The 18,547-nt window shown below is 53.2% G+C and carries 13 protein-coding genes and 1 tRNA gene; 8 read left to right on the top strand and 6 right to left on the bottom strand.

Annotated features, from left to right (window positions below; genetic code table 11):
* Positions 1–121 precede the first annotated feature (121 nt).
* Both glmS and dnaG read left to right on the top strand, forming a co-directional pair.
* Entirely contained in the window at positions 122–1,987 is a 1,866-nt protein-coding gene (gene glmS / locus PAB09_RS09445; protein WP_271033423.1) for a glutamine--fructose-6-phosphate transaminase (isomerizing), read from the top strand.
* Positions 1,988–2,057: 70 nt separating this feature from the next.
* Complete coding sequence (gene dnaG, locus PAB09_RS09440) at positions 2,058–3,950, top strand: DNA primase (protein WP_271035363.1); 1,893 nt, start codon at positions 2,058–2,060, stop codon at positions 3,948–3,950.
* Positions 3,951–4,481: 531 nt separating this feature from the next.
* On the opposite strand, the gene PAB09_RS09435 is transcribed toward dnaG, so the two are convergent.
* The 4 genes from PAB09_RS09435 to PAB09_RS09420 all read right to left on the bottom strand — a co-directional run bounded on the left by PAB09_RS09435 (position 4,482) and on the right by PAB09_RS09420 (position 7,144).
* A complete protein-coding gene (locus PAB09_RS09435) occupies positions 4,482–4,724 on the bottom strand; it encodes a hypothetical protein (RefSeq protein WP_271033422.1) in 243 nt (80 codons plus the stop codon).
* A gap of 125 nt (positions 4,725–4,849) precedes the next feature.
* Positions 4,850–4,922, bottom strand: a tRNA-Asn gene (locus PAB09_RS09430).
* A 706-nt stretch (positions 4,923–5,628) separates the two neighbouring features.
* Positions 5,629–5,961, bottom strand: a complete 333-nt coding sequence (locus tag PAB09_RS09425) for an acyl carrier protein (RefSeq protein WP_271033421.1) — start codon at positions 5,959–5,961, stop codon at positions 5,629–5,631.
* Positions 5,962–5,980: 19 nt separating this feature from the next.
* On the bottom strand, positions 5,981–7,144 hold the full coding sequence (locus PAB09_RS09420) for a glycosyltransferase family 4 protein (RefSeq protein ID WP_271033420.1): 1,164 nt from the start codon (positions 7,142–7,144) through the stop codon (positions 5,981–5,983).
* A gap of 141 nt (positions 7,145–7,285) precedes the next feature.
* Here PAB09_RS09420 and PAB09_RS09415 point away from each other — a divergent pair, with 141 nt between their 5' ends.
* The 5 genes from PAB09_RS09415 to PAB09_RS13360 all read left to right on the top strand — a co-directional run bounded on the left by PAB09_RS09415 (position 7,286) and on the right by PAB09_RS13360 (position 13,096).
* On the top strand, positions 7,286–8,755 hold the full coding sequence (locus PAB09_RS09415) for a sugar transferase (RefSeq protein WP_271033419.1): 1,470 nt from the start codon (positions 7,286–7,288) through the stop codon (positions 8,753–8,755).
* Between the two features lie 70 nt (positions 8,756–8,825).
* Positions 8,826–9,842 carry a glycosyltransferase gene (locus tag PAB09_RS09410; RefSeq protein ID WP_271033418.1) on the top strand — a complete coding sequence of 339 codons (1,017 nt, stop codon included), beginning with the start codon at positions 8,826–8,828 and terminating at the stop codon, positions 9,840–9,842.
* 33 nt (positions 9,843–9,875) lie between these two features.
* Entirely contained in the window at positions 9,876–11,006 is a 1,131-nt protein-coding gene (locus PAB09_RS09405; RefSeq protein ID WP_271033417.1) for a hypothetical protein, read from the top strand.
* A 155-nt stretch (positions 11,007–11,161) separates the two neighbouring features.
* The gene (locus PAB09_RS09400; RefSeq protein ID WP_271033416.1) at positions 11,162–12,520 is read left to right on the top strand and encodes an alpha/beta hydrolase; all 1,359 of its coding nucleotides are present in this window, start codon (positions 11,162–11,164) and stop codon (positions 12,518–12,520) included.
* 369 nt (positions 12,521–12,889) lie between these two features.
* A complete protein-coding gene (locus PAB09_RS13360; RefSeq protein ID WP_442873665.1) occupies positions 12,890–13,096 on the top strand; it encodes a hypothetical protein in 207 nt (68 codons plus the stop codon).
* Here PAB09_RS13360 and PAB09_RS09395 read toward each other — a convergent pair.
* Complete coding sequence (locus PAB09_RS09395) at positions 13,093–14,298, bottom strand: hypothetical protein (protein ID WP_271033415.1); 1,206 nt, start codon at positions 14,296–14,298, stop codon at positions 13,093–13,095. The genes PAB09_RS13360 and PAB09_RS09395 overlap by 4 nt on opposite strands.
* Positions 14,299–14,455: 157 nt before the next feature.
* On the opposite strand from PAB09_RS09395, the gene PAB09_RS09390 reads away from it, so the two are divergent.
* A complete protein-coding gene (locus PAB09_RS09390; protein ID WP_271033414.1) occupies positions 14,456–15,535 on the top strand; it encodes a glycosyltransferase in 1,080 nt (359 codons plus the stop codon).
* A gap of 56 nt (positions 15,536–15,591) precedes the next feature.
* On the opposite strand, the gene aceE is transcribed toward PAB09_RS09390, so the two are convergent.
* The gene (gene aceE, locus PAB09_RS09385) at positions 15,592–18,330 is read right to left on the bottom strand and encodes a pyruvate dehydrogenase (acetyl-transferring), homodimeric type (protein WP_271033413.1); all 2,739 of its coding nucleotides are present in this window, start codon (positions 18,328–18,330) and stop codon (positions 15,592–15,594) included.
* Positions 18,331–18,547: the final 217 nt, after the last annotated feature.

Raw genomic sequence — 18,547 nt, 5'->3', positions numbered from 1 at the left:
GGAAACGATGGCTCAAACAGGGGCACTAGGTGGTTTGCTGTGACTTGGGTAAAGTTGTCCAGGGTAACCGCGAATTTCGGATACGAACCTGCTTGGATGTAGAGATTTAAGGATTTTTCGCATGTGTGGAATTGTTGGATATGTCGGCTGTGCCGATTCTGGCCATGATGCTTCTGACGTGGTCATTGAGGGGCTTAAGAGGCTCGAATATCGAGGCTATGATTCTGCTGGCGTTGCTGTGCTCGCTGACGGAAACATCCAACTGCGCAAAAAAGCAGGAAAGGTTTCCACACTAGTTGACGCAATTAGATCGGCTCCATTGCCGGCGTCCAAGGTGGGAATTGGACACACTCGTTGGGCAACTCATGGCGGCCCCACGGACGCCAATGCGCATCCCCACTTGGTCGATGGCGGGAACATTGCAGTAGTGCATAACGGTATTATTGAGAATTTTGTTGAGTTAAAAAGTTTCCTCGAAAAGAGGGGCTACCAGTTCGTCTCTGACACAGACACTGAGGTGGCTGCTGCGTTGCTAGCAGATGTTTTCAAGAACGAGGCAAAAGGCGACCTAACGGAGGCGATGCGATTAACTAGCAATCGACTCGATGGAGCCTTTACGCTACTCGCAATCCAACGTGACTTGCCAGATAGGATCGTGGCTTCCCGTTTCAATTCTCCTTTGGTGATCGGCTTGGGTGAAGGGGAAAACTACCTCAGCTCGGATGTGTCAGGTTTCATTGACTACACCAAGAATGCCGTCGAAATTGGAAATGGACAAGTCGTAACACTTACCCCTGAAGGTTATTCTGTCATTGACTTCGCCGGTCAGCCAGCATTGGGCAAAGAGTTCGTAGTGGAATGGGATGCTACAGCTGCAGAAAAAGGTGGCTTTTCCTCCTTCATGGATAAGGAAATCCATGACCAGCCAGATGCAGTTCGAGACACCCTCATCGGCCGATTCGATGAGGAAGGAAAGCTCACGCTCGATGAAGTAAACATTGATGAGTCGGTGCTACGAAGCGTGGACAAGATCATCGTGATTGCTTGCGGTACGGCTGCTTATGCTGGCCAGGTCGCGCGGTACGCTATTGAGCATTGGTGCAGAATCCCGACAGAGGTCGAACTCGCTCATGAATTCCGTTATCGGGATCCTATCGTCAATGAGCGTACTTTGGTGGTGGCACTCTCTCAGTCGGGTGAAACGATGGATACCCTCATGGCTGTCCGTCACGCTCGTGAACAAGGAGCTAAAGTCGTTGCGATCTGCAACACCCGAGGCTCCTCAATTCCGCGTGAAGCTGATGCAAACCTGTATACACATGCAGGGCCAGAGATTGCGGTGGCATCTACCAAGGCATTCTTGGCTCAGATAACCGCTTCTTACCTTTTAGGTCTTTATCTTGCGCAACTACGTGGCAACAAGTTTGCTGACGAGATACGAGCGATTGTCGATGAACTGCGGAAGATGCCTGAGAAGATTCAAACAGTCATTGACCAAGAAGAGGCAGTCAAGAAGCTTGGTCGCGAGATGAAAGATGCCGGCTCTGTTTTGTTCCTCGGGCGGCATGTTGGATTCCCCGTTGCATTGGAAGGTGCCCTTAAGCTCAAAGAAATCGCGTATCTTCATGCGGAAGGATTTGCTGCGGGCGAGCTCAAGCACGGGCCCATTGCTTTGGTTGAAGAGGGACAGCCAGTCTTTGTTATCGTCCCGTCGCCGAAAGGGCGAAATGCACTTCACGCAAAAGTTGTTTCTAACATTCAGGAAATCCGCGCTCGCGGAGCTATCACTATCGTGATTGCTGAGGAGGGCGACGCAGCCGTTGAGCAGTTTGCCAATCACGTGATACGGATCCCAGAATGTCCTACACTGCTCCAGCCCTTATTGGCGACTGTTCCTTTACAGATCTTTGCCTGTGCTGTAGCGACAGCAAAGGGATTCGATGTTGATCAGCCTCGAAACTTAGCAAAGTCCGTCACTGTTGAGTAGTCGTTGAAAAAGAAGATAGCGCCCTACGTTGTTTTGTGGGGCGTTTTTCGTGCTTGCTATTGTGGTGGGTATGGCTAAAGGGCGAATCCCAGAGAGTGACATTCAGGCAATTCGAGAACAAACGCCAATTGAAGATGTCGTAGGGGAGTATGTTCAACTTAGGCCAGCAGGTGCGGATTCCTTAAAGGGGCTGAGCCCTTTTAAGGATGAAAAAACCCCCTCGTTTCACGTGCGGCCAAACCACGGCTATTTTCACTGTTTCTCAACGGGAATCGGTGGCGATGTCTTCAAGTTTCTAATGGAGGTTGAGCACGTCAGTTTTCCAGAAGCGGTGGAGATGTGTGCGGACATTATTGGTTATCAAATCAATTATCAAGGAAGCAGCACCAATCAGTCCAAACAGCAGCCTGGTCTGCGGAAGCGTCTGATCGAAGCCAACAAATTGGCTCACTCGTTCTACCAGGAGCAGCTAGAGACTAGGGGTGCTGCTAGAGCGCGAGATTTCCTCCTGCAACGCGGTTTCACGAGGGACTTTATTAAGTCTTTTGAGTGTGGATTTGCGCCTGAGGGTTGGGACACCCTCACCAAAAACTTGTTGCGTCGTGGATTTACATTTGAGGAACTGGAGGCTGCAGGGCTTTCGAAAATGGGCAGACGGGGACCAATCGACCGTTTCCATCGCCGATTGATTTGGCCGATCAAAGACATCTCTGGTGTCGTAATCGGGTTTGGCGCAAGAAAGCTTTTTGACGATGATAACCTCGGCAAGTATATGAATACTCCTGAGACTTTGCTTTATAAAAAGTCAAAGATTCTTTTCGGACTTGATAAGGCCAAAAGAGAAATTTCATCACGCCATCAAGCAGTCGTTGTAGAAGGCTATACAGATGTAATGGCCATGCATGCAGCTGGGGTTACCACTGCTGTAGCAGCGTGTGGCACTGCTTTCGGGGATGATCATTTGAAGTTGGTTCGCAGGCTCATGTTGGATGATAACTATTTTCGGGGGGAAATCATCTATACCTTTGATGGCGATGAAGCGGGACAGAAGGCCGCACTCAGGGCCTTTGAAGGCGATCAGAAATTTACCGGTCAGTCCTATGTAAGTGTTGCACCAGATGGACTTGACCCATGTGACCTTAGACTTCAACGAGGCGATGGAGCTCTCCGCGACTTGGTAGCGAAGCGGATCCCCATGTCTGAATTCGTGATCCGCACGCTCCTATCCGAATATAACCTAGATACAGCGGAAGGAAGACTGCAGGCATTGCGCCGTGTAGCGCCAGTAGTCGCCTCGATAAAGGATAAGCCCCTTCAGTCGGAATATGGGCGTTTGGTGGCGGGCTGGGTCGGATGGCTAGACCCACAGGATGTCTTGAATGAGGTGCAAAAAGCCTCGCAGGGACTGGATGGGCTTAAAGATGCGAATAGCTTCAGCACGGATAATAGGGAACAGAACTTAAAGATTGCTCAACGCGTAGCGGAGATGCCTGACCGGAACAACCCAATGTTGTGGCCTGAGCGAGAGTCCCTCAAATTGGCGATTCAGCTGCCGGAAATTGCAGGTGCATTGGATTCGTACGGTTCTGAGTATTTTTCGAATGCGGTATATCGGGAGATCCGCGAGGCAATCACTTTGAGAGGGGGAGTAGAAGGACAACATGAGGGGATTGAGTGGATTTCTGAAATACAAGGCGCAGTCGTAAGCCAAGTTGGACAAGCCACGCTTTCAGAACTTGCCGTCGAGCCAATTCGATTGGAAGGAGGAGACTCAATCCAACATCTCGGCAGGACTCTCGCTAGGCTTGAAGAGCGGAAGGTCGGCTCTGAAATCGCGAAACTGAAATCGACGATGGAACGAATGCGTCCAGAAAACGACCGGAGGGCTTACAATGAATTGTTTTCAAGTCTAATTCAGTTGGAAAGGCGAAGGAAGCAACTTTTGGCAGAGGCCTTTAACTAGAGCAAGTTTCTTGCCGGAGCAGATCCCATTAAAGTATGAATCAAACTGAGGATGTGCTGTCGTTCGCATTGCGCTGGGATGGGACGGGCAGGTCCAGAATCTGCCCCAGCCACGCGGTCTCGGTGGTGAAATTGCCTCGACCACATTAGCCACTGCTGGTACTGTAAAAGTTTCGCATCCAATGTGGACTGCGTAGCGGGGTTCCGCGTGTACTTCCCTAGTTTTAACAGCATGAAATGTTCCGAATACGCTGGCTGACGGTGGTCTCATTTCCAGATCGCAGCGTGTATCGCGATGATTACTCGGATTAGAATTCAGCCGCTCATGGAATAGAATCCGCGCCGATCCGAGCTTCGAAGCAGTTTGGCATTCGATTGATCGACAATCGCTGGGGCTATGGTGCAAGTGAAATTCCACCAAAAGCAGACCATGGAAGCCTTTTCGTGGCTTCGAAAACTGGAGATATTCTCGCTTCTAAAGGGTTAATTTCCGCAGGTAACGGAGAAATATCGTAAGGCTATATCCGGTGGTCTAGTTCTCAGGTTCGAGAATCTCTTGGATTGTGCTGTTTGAGCCTAGATTCTTGACAACTTTTAACCGGGGTTCAGGGGCGATCTTGTTTGCGACAGCGCGTCGCGCGCTCATAACCGCTGATTTGACGACAGGGGAGCTCATCGTAGTTTGATATCCCTTTTTGAGTTGTTCAAATCTCTCGCGACCAGCTTTCGTGCCAAATACGTACCCTGCGGCAGCACCAACGACGAATTGAATCATGAAAGCCCCCTCACTCTGAGTCTTAAGGTTACAAATTACTCTACATCGTCCCCTGTGCTATTTGCATTGAGGAGAAACGGAAAATGAAATAAAGAGGAGCCCTTTCTGGACTCCTCTCTCGAGTGCTCCGCCAACTGGGCTCGAACCAGTGACCCTTCGATTAACAGTCGAATGCTCTGCCAACTGAGCTATGGCGGAATGGCTTACCTCAGATAACTTATCAAAGTGTTGTAAAGATTAAAAATCGCAAGGCTAAAGGTTATTTTGAATGGAATTAAAGTATTGGCCAAATTGAGTGACCCTTGTTCATTCGAACGCGACTTTACTGGCAACTCGACTTTGGGGATTAGCATCAAGGGGCTACTACGGCGTTGGAGACCAGTCGAAGTGAGGCCTAGCGTAACCCGGGTTCTCGACTGTGGGTTAGCGGCCTCAACGTGAATTAGAAAAATGGGCAAAAAGCTCAAGTTAAACTAGAGCTTTTATAAAAAGGGGTAAAAGCCAATGTTGAGGGTTGAAGAATGCAAGGGGAGCAAGGAAACTCGAAGTCGCTTCTACTGCTGAATAGTTGAGGGCGTTGGGGAAGACGAACCTCGTCTTGTTAAACAAGAAAAAACAGCAGGAGATGAGCTCATGGGAGGACAACACGTCTTCGTATTGCAGATTGACGATTTGCCGAGGGAGAGGAGGCCCCTGGTAGAAAAGGCGATGCTAGAGAGCCTTGTTAGCGAGCCGATGGACTCCGTTGGAATGGTCGATTTATTGGATTGCGCGCCTTGCACACGCTGGGAGCGAAGTGCAATTATGCCTGGGTGCGTCAATTGCCGGCAAGTCCTCAATGGCACGGCGGAGGAAATTCAACTGCTCGCACAATCGCTGGATCGCCTCCGGTGTGACTTTGACATTAGTTGGCTGAATCGTCGCCAGTTTGCGGAAGTTGCCTAGCGTCGATAAGGGCGGCAACTTCATTTAGCGTCGTGGAGAGTGGTTCTTCATGGAAGAAAGTCTCCTCCGTGTGGATCTTGAATTCCATTTCAATGCGAACGGCTAACTCGATGATATCGAGGGACGTTGCGCCAAGGTCTGACAGCGGAGCATCTACCTGAATAGCTTCACTGTCGGCGCCGAGAATGAGGGCGAGGATTTTGGTGAGGCGTGTGAGTGTGGAAATGTCATTTGACTCCCTCGACTCATTGCTCGGACTCTGTTGAGCTAGAAGGTCTTGAAGTGATGGCATGGGGGATAGCTACCGCACTTTACTTAGAGGTCTGGGCTGGGGATGAGGTCGCACCACCGTTTCGGATGAAGGTGGCTAGGTCATCCCATAACATCGTGGTCGACAATTTGCTGACTGCGGATTGGGAGAGCCGCTCGTACAGCGAGGGGTCTGTGACTAGGTCGTAGATCGCCTGGGCGACAGCTTCCGGGCTTGCGTCTTTGGCCACAATGCCAAATCCATCAACCTGGGTCGGCAAGGCACCCTTGGGGGTTGCGATGCATGGAATGGCTTGAGCTAGAGCAAGGCTCACCGGTCCTGACTGGCTAGCCTCAGTGTACGGCAGCGCCATAATGTCGAAATCGGCAACGATGCCATCGACTTCCTCTTCGGGGATCCAACGCGTATCCCATGATGCCCAACGGCCGATAGCGGTGTCCCTGAATCGTTCGCCGGGGCCGTTGCCCACGATGCGAACCGAAATTTCTGGTAGGTCGCCGAAACTAGGTTTCGTGTGCAAAATTTCATTGGCCTCGAGCAGTACATCGATGCCCTTGTATTCTTGCAGCCTGCCAAACAACCCGATGATGATGGGCCGGGAAGCCGGGAATTTTCGGGGAGAGGGGAGCTCTGATTCAACACCAAAAGGAGGGTGACTTGCAACGAGCACTTGTTTGTTAGGCACCTCAGCGCGCAAGATGCGGCCAACCTCCTCAGAGAAAGCAAGCACTTTATCGGCACGCCACAGCTCAAGCCTACGACCGATTCGCTGAACAACACTCGACTCGCCGGGGTGATGTTTCCCATCGTGGATTCCGGCGATGTATTCCACGCTGCGAGGAAGAAACAGCGGCACAGACAAAGACTGATAGACGCTTTCCATTACGCCGACGACCCGACGGATTTTGTGCTTGCGAATCCACCAATTCATCCGGATCGAATTGATGAGCAGCCGCGGCAGGCCTAGGATGACGCCGATTTTCGAGTTATAAGTCCTTATTTTAAGCCGGGGAATTGCTAGACGTTGAAACTGATCACCGATTTCGGCATCTGGGTTATAGGAGATGAACTGCGTGCCTCTCGGAGAGGCCTTCAGATCACCTTCTACCAGTTCAAGTAGGAAACGAGGGCCGCCGCCGGTTCGGCCCCAGTGAATCCATAAGGTTCGGTCAGAGGGGGCAAAAGTACCTTCGTGAGATGACATAACTGTAATCTTAGGGTTTGTTGGAACGTTCCCTCAATGAACTGATCGTCATTAGTTTATTTTGATCGCTCAAGTTGAAGGACGAACCTCCAATCGGCTTAGAATTGATCAACCCTCGACACATCTGGACGCTAGGAAATCATGCAGGCGAAGAACACTTCGGAACCAAGCTTTAACCCGTTGCCGACCGTGGTTACCGACCGTGGGAAGGCAAGCAGAGCTGGGCGTAATCGGCGTAGCTGGGAAACTATCAGGGTCACCCTATTGATCGACCTCATTGCTGTGTTGTTCGCCACCGTTATTTCCATGCGAGGGGCTGTGTTAGGGCATCGCTTCTTAATCTTGTGCCTGGTAGTTATCGGATGGATTTTCTTAATCTGGACGCAAAAGGGCTACTCATTTCATTCCCGAGTCGAGCGGGTGGCCGTTCAGCCGGTTGTGGTCGCTTCCGTAACGCTGCTGGCGGTATTGGGCTTTTGGGTGGCGCTTTCTCGGCAACCAGAAGTGATCCGTCCGTTGATGGTGATCGGTGTTCCTCTTGGATGCGTACTGCTCATTGTGGGTAGGATTCTCAGTTCGGAAATCAACCAAAGTCTGCGTCGGAAGAAACGCTCCAAGCTTTTACTTTTGGGACGTGTCAGAGATATCAAAGAGATTCTTGGAAATGACCCTGCCACCAAGTTCCCATTCCATGAGGTAACGGCGCTTTTGGTCACCGATCCGGCTAACCTTCGGTCCTTGCCGGAAGTGCCAAATTGTAAGGTCCAAGGTTTTAAGTTGGGCGACGACATCGTTGATGCAGCATCGGTTCTCGAATGCGATTCCATTTGGGTGGCCTCTGTGCATGATTTCGGGCACAAGCACTTGAGGAGACTGATGTGGAGCCTTCGAGATCAGAATATTCGCCTTTATCTTGAGCCGATGATTGAGGGAACCTCAGGAACGCGAATTAGCTCGGAAAGGATCGGGTCGCGGTCAATCCTCTATGTCGAACCGCCACGTTTCGACGCTGCGAACGGATACCTCAAACGTGCGATGGACGTCTTCTTAAGTCTCGTGATCCTGATCGTTATTTCCCCAATCATGCTTGTCACGGCACTGGCGATCAAGCTGGAGGATCGCGGACCAGTCTTCTACAAGAGCGAGCGCATTGGAATATATGGACAGCCCTATATGGTGTGGAAGTTTAGGTCCATGGCGGTCGACGCCGATAAGCGTGCTCAGCAACTCATCGAGGCTCAAGGTGGGGACGCGTTGCTCTTCAAGATGAAGGATGACCCGCGTGTGACCAAGGTCGGAAAGTTTATTCGCAAGTATTCGATCGACGAGTTGCCCCAGTTCTTCAATACCTTGAATGGCACGATGAGTATCGTTGGACCGCGTCCGCAGGTACAGCGAGAGGTCAACGAATATGACATTGATATGCGCATGCGTCTGGAAGTCAGGCCAGGAATTACGGGTCTGTGGCAGGTGAGCGGCCGCTCCGATCTCACGCCGCAGCAGGCTCAAGCGCTGGATCTTTATTACGTGGATAACTGGTCACCGATGCTTGACGCCAAGATCTTCTTCCAGACTTTCGGTGCGGTTCTTCGCTCTGAAGGCGCCTACTAGATTCTTCCATGGGGCATTGGACTACTGAAAGCGACGGGGAACAGTGAAAATTCTTCATGTAACGGAATGCATGTCTGGTGGCGTTGCGACGGCAGCAATGGGCTATGCCTCGAATCTTCCGGATGAGACGCATGTGTTGTTAGCAAATGCTCGGCGTTCGCCGGGGGGGATGGTAGAGATCCCGGACGGACTTTTCTCAGAAGTTCTATCCTTGCCAAACGACCACCGACGTGCGGTACTCGAGGTTGTCCGAGTGGCGAAGGAACTCAATCCTGATATCATCCATGCCCACTCGAGTTTCGCCGGGCTGTATGTACGTCTGGCGTCTTTGTTCCCCGGGATGAAACAGTTTCCTGTGGTCTACACTCCCCATGGCTTGGCATTCGTCCGCGAAGATGTGTCAGGAGTGAAAAAAGAAGTCTTCCGGATTGCTGAGAAGGCTCTCGCTCCGATGACGACTGTCTTTGCTGGATGTTCCACCAACGAATCGGAACTGTTGAAGGAAATTGTGCCACAAGGCAAGCACATATGTGTTCCCAATGCGTTGCCAGAAGAGCGCATTGCGAGCTTCCCTAGCTGGCAGGCGCCTGAGAAGCCGGCAGTGGCTGTGCTGGGTAGGATTGCACCCCAGCGCGATCCGGAGATGGTCATCGCCATCGCACAGGCGCTTCGCCACACTGAAGACCTGCAAGGTGTCGAGGTTCGCTGGATCGGAGATGGCGATAGTGAATTGCGGGACAGGCTAGAAAGAAACGGAATTACGGTTGTTGGTTGGACTCCGGCTGAGAAAGTGCCGGACGAGCTGTGCAAGGTGTCTGTGATGCTTCATACGGCCCGCTGGGATGGTTTCCCGATGGCGGTACTTGAATCACTAGCAATGGGCGTGCCAACGCTTGTGTCTGACATTCCAGCACTTTTCGAATGCCCGGAAGGTACTAGGTTTAAGGGCGCTGAGGAAGCGATCCGCGGAATCCGTGCCCTAATCGCTAATCCGAGCGCGTTTGATTGGAGCGTCGTCAGGGATCGATACAACGAGGCATCCCAGACGATTCAATTGGCTAAGGCATACCAACTAGCAATTGGATAGACAAAGACCATCTAGGGCCAAGGAAGAAAGAAAATGACATTAAAGGAAAGCCCTATATTTGATCCATTGGCTCGAGAATCGAAAAGGTTGTCACCTCATTGGCAGTGGGGACTCATCATAATAGGGCTGGCTTTGTCTATTGCCGTAGCACTCTTGAGTCCAAGTATTCTCAGTGATGAGTTCCGATATGATGCTGGCACGATCCTCAAAGTAGGCAACACTCCGCCTGATCAACGTAAGGGGGACGAGGGTTCCTTCGCTGTGATCGCTGACTTCTACCGGGTCTTCGGGATGCTTAATCACCCCTCCATTGCTGCCATCTTTGGAGTCGTCCTGGGCACCATTGTCTTGGCCCTCGCCATTTGGCGCGCTGGGGGACTGAAGCTTAACTTTTGGACCTTGGGCATATGCGCAGCAGCCTTTTTTCTTAATGGGGTATTTCTCGGTCAGTTGACTAAAGAGGTCATGATAGCCCTGCTCGTTGGATTGATGCTGGCGCTGCCGCGAGGTCTGTGGTACGAAATCGGAATTGGTGCAGCTATCCTCATTGTTGCTATTGAATTTAGAAACTATTGGGCCCTTCTCTTGGTAATTTATGCTGTCGTTCGTCTATTTCCGCCAGCGGGAGTCGTCGTGCGAGGAAAACACTTCCAGTATGAAAAGCCTTGGGTGTTTGTTTCCTTGCTTGCCCTAGCAAGCATCGGACTTTCAATCGTGATCGCTGTATTCACTGGCGACGGCGGTGACCATTTTCGCACCACCGTCAATCAATGGAGGCAAGATGACGGATCGACGGCGACCATCATCCGACAGTACGTGCATGTGTGGACTCCGTTGGATGGAGTGCTCAACAACCTGATAACGACATTTTTTCTAGTAGTGCCAGTGCCTTTGCTCATCCTTCTCAAGCCATACTACGTAGCTTCCGCACTGCTTATGACCACACTGTGGACTTGCTTCCTTGCCGGTTACGTAAAGTTGCTGCATGGACGGGATGTGTGGGCACGCCGAGCGTTCGCGGTCATGGCAGGGTTCCTGATCGTGCAAGGAGTCTTTGAACCGGATTTTGGTTCTGCCCTAAGGCACCTCGTCCCTATGATTCCCATGCTCCTTTTGCTTCAGAGTTTCACGGTGGCGGATGCGCCGAATAAAGAGGATGCCTAATTCGCGTGCGATCCGTTCGGGCTCTTAAATACAGTGAGCTGGATAGTTTTAGTTGTCATAGTCAATGAAAGTAAGATGGGTTTTGTCTAGTGTAAAAGGCTTGATCACCGATGATTGATTGAAGAATTGGGACATCGGTATCTGAAAGGAGTGGGATGACGTTGTCATTGAAAATGAAAAAGGCTGGTGCAAACGCAAGTGCAGCGGTAATCGCTTTGTGCTTGATGGCTCATCCCATTGCTTCGGCCGACACCATCGAAACTACCTCTAGCGCACCTACCGATGCTTCCGTGAGCTCAATTTCTGGACTTGAGATCGAGCCAACGCCTGTCACAAGCAATGATGATGAGGTGCAGCCAAGTTGGCTATCTAGTTATGGGTTTTTCGACAGTGCCCTTGGGGTCGTGCGGGCCATTATCGATGCAGTTGGCGTGACATTTATGGACATGCCTATAAGCTCTGAGCTTTTTGAGGCGAGCGTCGAAGATCCACAACCTGTGGATCCTCGCTGGGAATCGGAGCCACAAACAATTGAGGCGGCAGGTATCAATCTTCAAGCCAAGGTCCCGGTTCCTGACTGGTGGAGCTGGGATACTGAGCTCAAGAAACACAATCCCCAGTTTATTTCTGCCTATTCCCACTCAATGAGGCGTGATATCCCATTGATCTGGGTGCCCGCTTCCGATCAATCGAGCCCGCGTCCAGTGCTTTATGCTTTGAGTGGGCGCGACGGAGCGGAAGATGGCGCCAATGTCTTGACCCAGACTGATATCACCAATTTAGCAAGTGATCTCAATATCAACATTGTCACCCCTGCAGAAGGGGCGAACTCCAACTATCTGGATTGGTATGACGATTCCCACATTGCCCGCGGAAAACAGCAATGGGAGACCTTTTTGACGAAGGAACTGCCGCTTGCTTTAGAAGAAGCGATAGGTGCGAGCCACCAAAGGGCAATCGTTGGTGTCTCCGCATCCGGAGGTACCGCTCTGCTGTATGCGGAACATAACCCCGGAATGTATGATGCCGTCGGATCTATCTCGGGGTGTGCAGAGGTAGATTCCTGGCCTGCGCGGTTGGGTCAATCGAGAAACGTGGCGGACTTGGGCACCGTCGAACAGATGCTGGGTCCCCGCAATGGAAGGTATTCCAAATACAATGATGCGTTGATCAATTCGCCCCTGCTCAAGGAGCAGGAGAATATTTTCGTTTTCAATTCGGGTGGCTTTTTAGGAACTGAGGACTTTGCAGAGAGATTCCGCCCAGTCGATGACTACGGCTGGAGGGCGCGGATCACCAGCGGAGCCATTATCGAGTGGGCCACCAACCTGTGTAACCACCGTCTGCAGTCGAAGCTCGCAGCGGAAAATATTCCCGCACGCGTTGCCTATTCCAACTCAGGTGCTCATTCGTGGGGTACCTTCAATGAAGGCGTGACTGCGTTCATGGACATGCTTGAGCAACGCGTCTGCCCGAAGAATGCAAATAGTGGATTCTCGTCCAGTAGTTCCTGATCAACTAAGATCATGAGCTAGCTGCGGATTTAAAGCGTTTCGACGGGACACCGGTTCGCCGTTTGCTAAGGATGAGAGGAACTTACATGGACATTTTTCAGGATGCAGAGGCAAATAAGCTCGGGAAGGGTATTTCAAGCCTGTTGACCCGTCAAAATTGCTGCGGTAGTGCTTTATCGTACGTCGCAAAGCGTTGGCAAGCGGTTTCCTCCTGGCGCCTCGGTGATCAAACAAATTAACCACCTGCTCACCGGAGCCGACCTAGCGTGGGAGAACGAGGTTGGCCTAGGCCTTATTCTTCATCACCCGACAGGAGTGGTGATTGGTCCAGGCGTAAGAGCGGGGAAGAAGCTTTAGCTTAACCAGGGAGTGACCATAGGTTTTGGAAGCTTCCAAGGAGAACAATGGGAAGCCGCTCCAACTTTGGGGAATAACGTCCTTTTGGGCGCCGGCGCGAGAGTAATTGGAAAAGTTAGTCTGGCAGACAATATCAAGGTTGGCGCCAATGCGACGGTCGTAAAATCCTGCTACATTGAGGGCGCGACGCTAGTTGGAGTGCCTGCGCGAGCACTCTAAAAATGCGTGCTCGCTGGTGGCTGCTTCGCCTTGATCGACAAAGGGACGAGTGCGATTGCAACCGCGATCTGGACCCCCGAGACCAAGGCGAGCAAGATTAAGCCCTGGGTTAGGAGGAGCGGAAGTTCGGTGATGAATCGGACAATTGACCACGCCACCATTGCCTTCTCATGACCCAGGATGTAGGGAGCCTTGATATTCGTGGAGCTTGCGAGGAGTCCAAAAGCGTAAATCGAGATGAAAATGTAAACGAGCGATGCGTCCTCAATCGGGCCATCCACCGCAAAAATGATGGCGCCGATTTGGATGGGGATAGTGGCAAGTGCCAGCGCAATTCCCGTCATCTGGGCCTTTAGCGCCGTGGATTCCGCCGTTTGCACGTCATCATCCCGGATTGAAGCAGCCATCTTGGTTTCAAAGAATGGTGCGATGATTTGTTGCCCGACCGTTCCGAAGCCACCGGACAGGCGGACCACGATGGCCCAGACTTCTTGGTAGCTTCCCATAAGTGGAGTGAGGAATCCCTGAATCTGGAAGCCAATGTCTGAGATAAATACTGCGCTTGTCGTGCGGGTGCTTTCCCGAACGTATTGCCTTCCCTGCGCGTGGAAACATTGACCGCCACTTCTCCATAAAGGTGCAAAGAGGTTGTTTTCGCAACGCATAATCATCCATATCCCCGCAACGAATGTTATGAGGAAGGCAACCATAATCAGACCGGCTTGGAACGGGAGTACCCACACGACGATGGCCGTCAGGAGGAAATTAAGGATTCCATAGACAAGACGGACTCTTCCGTAGAAGGCTTCCCTTTTCTCGGTGATGACCACGGCCACGGCCATGTAGAAGAGGCCATGGGAAAAAGTCAAGAGGCCTGACCATACCAAGACTTGCCCCCAGTGGGGGGACCATGCCCACACAACTGTGCCTACGGCGGCCGTGAGGATGGAGACTACCACGAGCCCCATCATGGAAACCGCCGTACCTATTTCTCGCTTTGAGTCACTCAAGGTCAGGTAGCGAACGTGGAAAGACAGGGACCCAATCTTGAAAAGGAGTGCCGCAAGTGCGAGGGGAAACATCAGATAGGCCAATTGGCCGGCCTCCTTGCCGAGCACCGGCAACAACATGGCTATAAAGTTGAGGCCTTGGCCAAACATTGCCACGCCCATATTCTTGAGACGTTCCGGGATTTTCACCATGTTCCTATAACTTCTTTTCGCAGTAGACTCCCATCAATGTACTACCTCTCCTTTGCGCCGATCTAACCTTGAGTAAGGAACAGTCCTCCGTGATGAGTTTTCACTCGAACGGGAGGGCGTACCAGGGGAGAAAACTCTTAGAAAAGGAACAGAAGCAATGTCGATTAAGCGGGCGGTTTTTCTACCAGAGCTTCGACCATATTTCCTTGAGAATTTGGTTGAATTTGCTCCGTTGGAGATCTTTTGGGTCAAGCAGATGTACATGGAGGGGGTAGAGCTAGCGCGGGACTTCGGAGGATTCGAACAAGATCGGCTCTCTTCGCCTTGGCAGAGCTTCCGCGTAGGCCTTGCGTTGGATGCGGACGAGTTGGTCATGCCGGAGCCGTTTTGGTTTAGGCAATACCCCACTGCTGCACCTTTCCTCCTAGGTGTTCGCCTGGGTGATCTGCGCAAGAGGAAGCACACTCGCATCGGAACCTACTGCATCGACAACGCACTCCCGGAAAAGCTCCTTAAGCTCCCGGAAAGAATTCCGGCACCGGTGCGAACCCGGTTGGCCAGGCTTGTGTCGGCTCCGTATATCTGGATGCTGGATGTGTTTGTGTTCGGCACCTCAGGGGCTAGGAAGACCTACGTGGAGACAACCAAGAAGGACTTCCACAACGCAGAAACAGTTCTTCCACGCCCATTGCCTCGCCCAGGTTGGGATGCTCCAAAGGATCGGAAGAAATTCGCGTTTGTGGGTTCGTTGCGGGCGGAGAAGGGGATTGAGCTCATGCTCAAGGCATGGGAGGAGATCGCGAAACGACGCGCGGACCTTTCACTGGTCATCGCGGGTGTAGGCGAACTCGCACCGATGGTCCGCCAATGGGCTCAGACGCAACCTACGGTCACCTTCATCGAGGGGGCTACTCGCACGGAAGTCTTCGATATCCTCGACACAACAGGTTGCCATGTGCAATTGTCCATGCCTGGGGTTCGGTCTCGTGAGCAGGTGGGAAGCTCCAACCTTGAGGCGCTGTCCTGTGGGCATCGCCTGATTGTCACAACTGAGACCGGGATCGCCGATTGGCTCAGCGAGCTGGGGCATGGGGTGGTGAGCATTCACGCTACGCCTAGCGAGGTGGCAGATGTCATAGAGCAGTTTGCTGATGACCCCACGTGGAAGACCCCTGATTCAACTTTTGGTATCGAAGACGGCTATACCGCAGCACATCGGGTGCTTTTCGACGAATAGGCTGCAAGGCGGTGCCCATCCAGGATGAATGGGCACCGCCTTGCAGCGTTGGGCGCTTAGGCCTTGGTCGGATCGGTGAGGTTGTACTTCTTTGCTCCGTCCGCAGCGACAGATGCATCAAGCTCACCTGCACGTACGAGGCCGTTGAGTGCTGCTACTGTTACAGACTCGGCGTCAATGTTGAAGTAGCGGCGTGCGGCAGGGCGGGTGTCGGAGAAACCGAAGCCGTCCGCGCCGAGGGTGGTGTAATCACCCGGCACATAAGCACGGATCTGCTCCTGCAGGTCCGTGGCGAAGTCGGAGACGGCGATGTAGGGGCCGGAGGCCTTCTTCAACTGAGTGGTGGCGAAAGGCTCCTCCATTGGGGTCTCCGGGTGGCGAAGGTGCTCTAAAGCCTTCTTCTTGCCATCGCGGGAAAGCTCTACCCACGATGTGACGGAGAAGATGTTGGCGCCGATGCCGTAATCGTCGGCAAGCAACTGCTTGGCGCGAAGCGCCTGCTGCATTCCGATGCCAGAAGCAAGCAGGGACACCTCGTGGGCGAAGCCCGGTTCTGCCTTCTCGTAGAGGTAGATGCCCTTGTGCAGGCCCTCCACATCGAGGTTCTCCGGCTCGGCTGGCTGGTGAACAGGCTGGTTGTAGATCGTCAGGTAGTACATGACGTCCTCGCCGCGGCCAGGACCGTACATGCGGTCGATGCCCTCACGGACAAGGTGCGCGATCTCATAAGAGAAGGCAGGATCGTAGGAGACAACCGCAGGGTTGGTCGACGCCAGGATCTGCGAGTGGCCATCCATATGCTGAAGGCCTTCACCGGTCAGGGTGGTGCGACCTGCGGTGGCGCCGAGGACGAAGCCACGAGCCATCTGGTCACCGGCTGCCCAGAAGGAATCACCAGTGCGCTGGAAGCCGAACATCGAGTAGAAGATGTACAGCGGAATCATGGCCACGCCGTGAGTTGCGTAGGACGTGCCGGCTGCAATGAAGGCTGCCGTCGATCCTGCCTCGTTAATGCCCTCGTGCAGGATCTGTCCATCCTTAGCCTCGCGGTAGGAGAGCATGAGGTCATGGTCGACCGGAACGTAGTTCTGGCCATGCGGGTTGTAGATCTTCAGCGTGGGGAACCAAGAGTCCATGCCAAAGGTACGGGCCTCGTCCGGGATGATCGGAACCAGGCGCTTGCCCAGCTCCTTATCGCGCATGAGCTCCTTGAAGGTACGTACCACGGCCATCGTGGTGGCGACTTCTTGCTTGCCAGAACCCTTGCGGATGCTGCGCAGCTTGTCGATATCCGGAACCTGGATCGGCTCATAGACACTGCGGCGCTCGGGGAGGTAACCGCCCAGTTCCTTGCGGCGTGCCTGGAGGTACTTGATCTCTTCCGAGTCCTCGCCTGGGTGATAGTAGGGCGGCAGGTAAGGATCCTTCTCCAGCTCCTCGTCGGAAATCGGAATGCCTTGCTTGTCGCGGAACTGCTTGAGGTCATCGAGGGTGAGCTTCTTCATCTGGTGGGTCGCGTTGCGGCCCTCGAAGTTATGGCCCAGACCGTAGCCCTTAATCGTGTGGGCGAGGATGACGGTGGGGCGGTCCTTCGTCTCCAGCGCACGCTTGAAGGCGGCGTAAATCTTGCGGTAATCGTGGCCACCACGACGCAGGTGCCAGATCTCCTCGTCGGTCATGTTCTCCACGAGCTTTGCCGTACGCGGGTCGCGGTTGAAGAAGTGCTCGCGGACGTAGGCGCCGTCGTTTGCCTTGAAGGTCTGGAAGTCACCGTCGGGGGTGTTGTTCATCAGCTCGACGAGCGCGCCTTCCTTATCGGCGGCAAACAGCTCATCCCACTCGCGTCCCCAGACGACCTTGATGACGGACCAGCCGGCACCGCGGAAGAAGGACTCCAGCTCCTGGATGATCTTTGTGTTGCCACGGACTGGTCCGTCCAGGCGCTGCAGGTTGCAATTGACCACAAAGGTCAGGTTGTCCAGGTTGTTAAGCGCCGCCATCTGGATCAGACCGCGGGACTCCGGCTCGTCCATCTCACCGTCACCGAGGAAGGCCCAGACGTGCTGCTGGGAGGTGTCCTTGATGCCACGGTTGTGAAGGTAGCGGTTGAAACGCGCCTGGTAGATGGCGTCCATCGGGCCCAAGCCCATGGAGACGGTCGGGAACTCCCAGAAGTCCTTCATGCCGTGCGGGTGCGGGTAAGACGGAATACCACCCTGCGGGCGGGAGACCTCTTGGCGGAAGCCGTCCAGGTCATCCTCAGTCAGGCGGCCCTCAAGGAAGGCACGGGCATACATACCCGGTGAGGCGTGGCCCTGGAAGAAGATTTGATCGCCACCACCTGGGTGGTCCTTGCCGCGGAAGAAGTGGTTGAAGCCGACCTCATAGAGTGGAGCGGCACCTGCGTAGGTGGAAATGTGCCCGCCAACGCCGATGCCCGGGCGCTGGGCGCGGTGAACCATGATGGCGGCGTTCCAACGAATCCAGCGTCGGTAACGCTTCTCAATTTCCTCGTCGCCAGGAAACTCCGGCTCCATGGAGGTAGGGATGGTGTTGACGTAGTCGGTCGAAGTCAGAGGCGGCAAGGCCACACGGCGAGCCGAGGCGACCTCGAGAAGGCGGAGCATAATAAATCGTGCGCGTTCGGGGCTGGATTCCTCCAGCATCCCGTCCAGAGACTCGATCCATTCGCGGGTCTCTTCTGGATCGGCGTCATTCAGGTAGGACGCAACACCATCGCGGATCATCGCGAAATTGGTGTCATCGCCGAGCTTCCCGGAAATCGGGTCAGCCATTCCACACCTCCAAGGTTCTAGTGGGACGTTATGTATTCACGCGAGCATTGTGTTCGCGCACACGCGTATGAGTCCAGAATACGTGTACTTGGCTTACAACATGCAGTTGGGAGTTTTTAAAACTAAACGGTGGCCATCTGAATCCTTTTGACCTGCAATAACAGGCAAAGAGTATTGGTCTGGCCACACGAATGTGTGGTGATTGCGGGTGAAAGCT

Source organism: Corynebacterium sp. SCR221107 (genome assembly GCF_027886475.1).
In the GTDB taxonomy this organism is placed as follows: Bacteria; Actinomycetota; Actinomycetes; order Mycobacteriales; family Mycobacteriaceae; genus Corynebacterium.
The sequence above is the reverse complement of the archived record's forward strand: the minus strand, read 5'-3'. Positions and strand labels throughout refer to the sequence as shown.